This window comes from Bacillus cereus group sp. BfR-BA-01350 (genome assembly GCF_022663775.1).
Lineage (GTDB): Bacteria > Bacillota > Bacilli > Bacillales > Bacillaceae_G > Bacillus_A > Bacillus_A paranthracis.
This window is the reverse complement of the sequence record NZ_JAKUGD010000031.1, coordinates 1-1,718: the sequence shown is the minus strand read 5'-3', so window position 1 is coordinate 1,718 and position 1,718 is coordinate 1. Positions and strand designations below refer to the sequence as shown.

Here is a 1,718-nt window from a genome sequence, read left to right as displayed (position 1 = left end):
AATGGTATCAGTGGTAGGGGAGCGTTCTAAGGACAGTGAAGTCAGACCGGAAGGACTGGTGGAGTGCTTAGAAGTGAGAATGCCGGTATGAGTAGCGAAAGACGGGTGAGAATCCCGTCCACCGAATGCCTAAGGTTTCCTGAGGAAGGCTCGTCCGCTCAGGGTTAGTCAGGACCTAAGCCGAGGCCGACAGGCGTAGGCGATGGACAACAGGTTGATATTCCTGTACCACCTCTTTATCGTTTGAGCAATGGAGGGACGCAGAAGGATAGAAGAAGCGTGCGATTGGTTGTGCACGTCCAAGCAGTTAGGCTGATAAGTAGGCAAATCCGCTTATCGTAAAGGCTGAGCTGTGATGGGGAAGCTCCTTATGGAGCGAAGTCTTTGATTCCCCGCTGCCAAGAAAAGCTTCTAGCGAGATAAAAGGTGCCTGTACCGCAAACCGACACAGGTAGGCGAGGAGAGAATCCTAAGGTGTGCGAGAGAACTCTGGTTAAGGAACTCGGCAAAATGACCCCGTAACTTCGGGAGAAGGGGTGCTTTCTTAACGGAAAGCCGCAGTGAATAGGCCCAAGCGACTGTTTAGCAAAAACACAGCTCTCTGCGAAGCCGTAAGGCGAAGTATAGGGGGTGACACCTGCCCGGTGCTGGAAGGTTAAGGAGAGGGGTTAGCGTAAGCGAAGCTCTGAACTGAAGCCCCAGTAAACGGCGGCCGTAACTATAACGGTCCTAAGGTAGCGAAATTCCTTGTCGGGTAAGTTCCGACCCGCACGAAAGGTGTAACGATTTGGGCACTGTCTCAACCAGAGACTCGGTGAAATTATAGTACCTGTGAAGATGCAGGTTACCCGCGACAGGACGGAAAGACCCCGTGGAGCTTTACTGTAGCCTGATATTGAATTTTGGTACAGTTTGTACAGGATAGGCGGGAGCCTTTGAAACCGGAGCGCTAGCTTCGGTGGAGGCGCTGGTGGGATACCGCCCTGACTGTATTGAAATTCTAACCTACGGGTCTTATCGACCCGGGAGACAGTGTCAGGTGGGCAGTTTGACTGGGGCGGTCGCCTCCTAAAGTGTAACGGAGGCGCCCAAAGGTTCCCTCAGAATGGTTGGAAATCATTCGTAGAGTGCAAAGGCATAAGGGAGCTTGACTGCGAGACCTACAAGTCGAGCAGGGACGAAAGTCGGGCTTAGTGATCCGGTGGTTCCGCATGGAAGGGCCATCGCTCAACGGATAAAAGCTACCCCGGGGATAACAGGCTTATCTCCCCCAAGAGTCCACATCGACGGGGAGGTTTGGCACCTCGATGTCGGCTCATCGCATCCTGGGGCTGTAGTCGGTCCCAAGGGTTGGGCTGTTCGCCCATTAAAGCGGTACGCGAGCTGGGTTCAGAACGTCGTGAGACAGTTCGGTCCCTATCCGTCGTGGGCGTAGGAAATTTGAGAGGAGCTGTCCTTAGTACGAGAGGACCGGGATGGACGCACCGCTGGTGTACCAGTTGTTCTGCCAAGGGCATAGCTGGGTAGCTATGTGCGGAAGGGATAAGTGCTGAAAGCATCTAAGCATGAAGCCCCCCTCAAGATGAGATTTCCCATAGCGTAAGCTAGTAAGATCCCTGAAAGATGATCAGGTTGATAGGTTCGAGGTGGAAGCATGGTGACATGTGGAGCTGACGAATACTAATAGATCGAGGACTTAACCATATAATATGTAGCAA

The 1,718-nt window shown here is 52.8% G+C and carries 1 rRNA gene; it reads left to right on the top strand.

The features are described 5' to 3' along the window. Positions 1-1,704: ribosomal RNA gene (locus tag MR147_RS26675) — 23S ribosomal RNA — on the top strand; the annotation flags it as partial. Positions 1,705-1,718 lie beyond the last annotated feature (14 nt).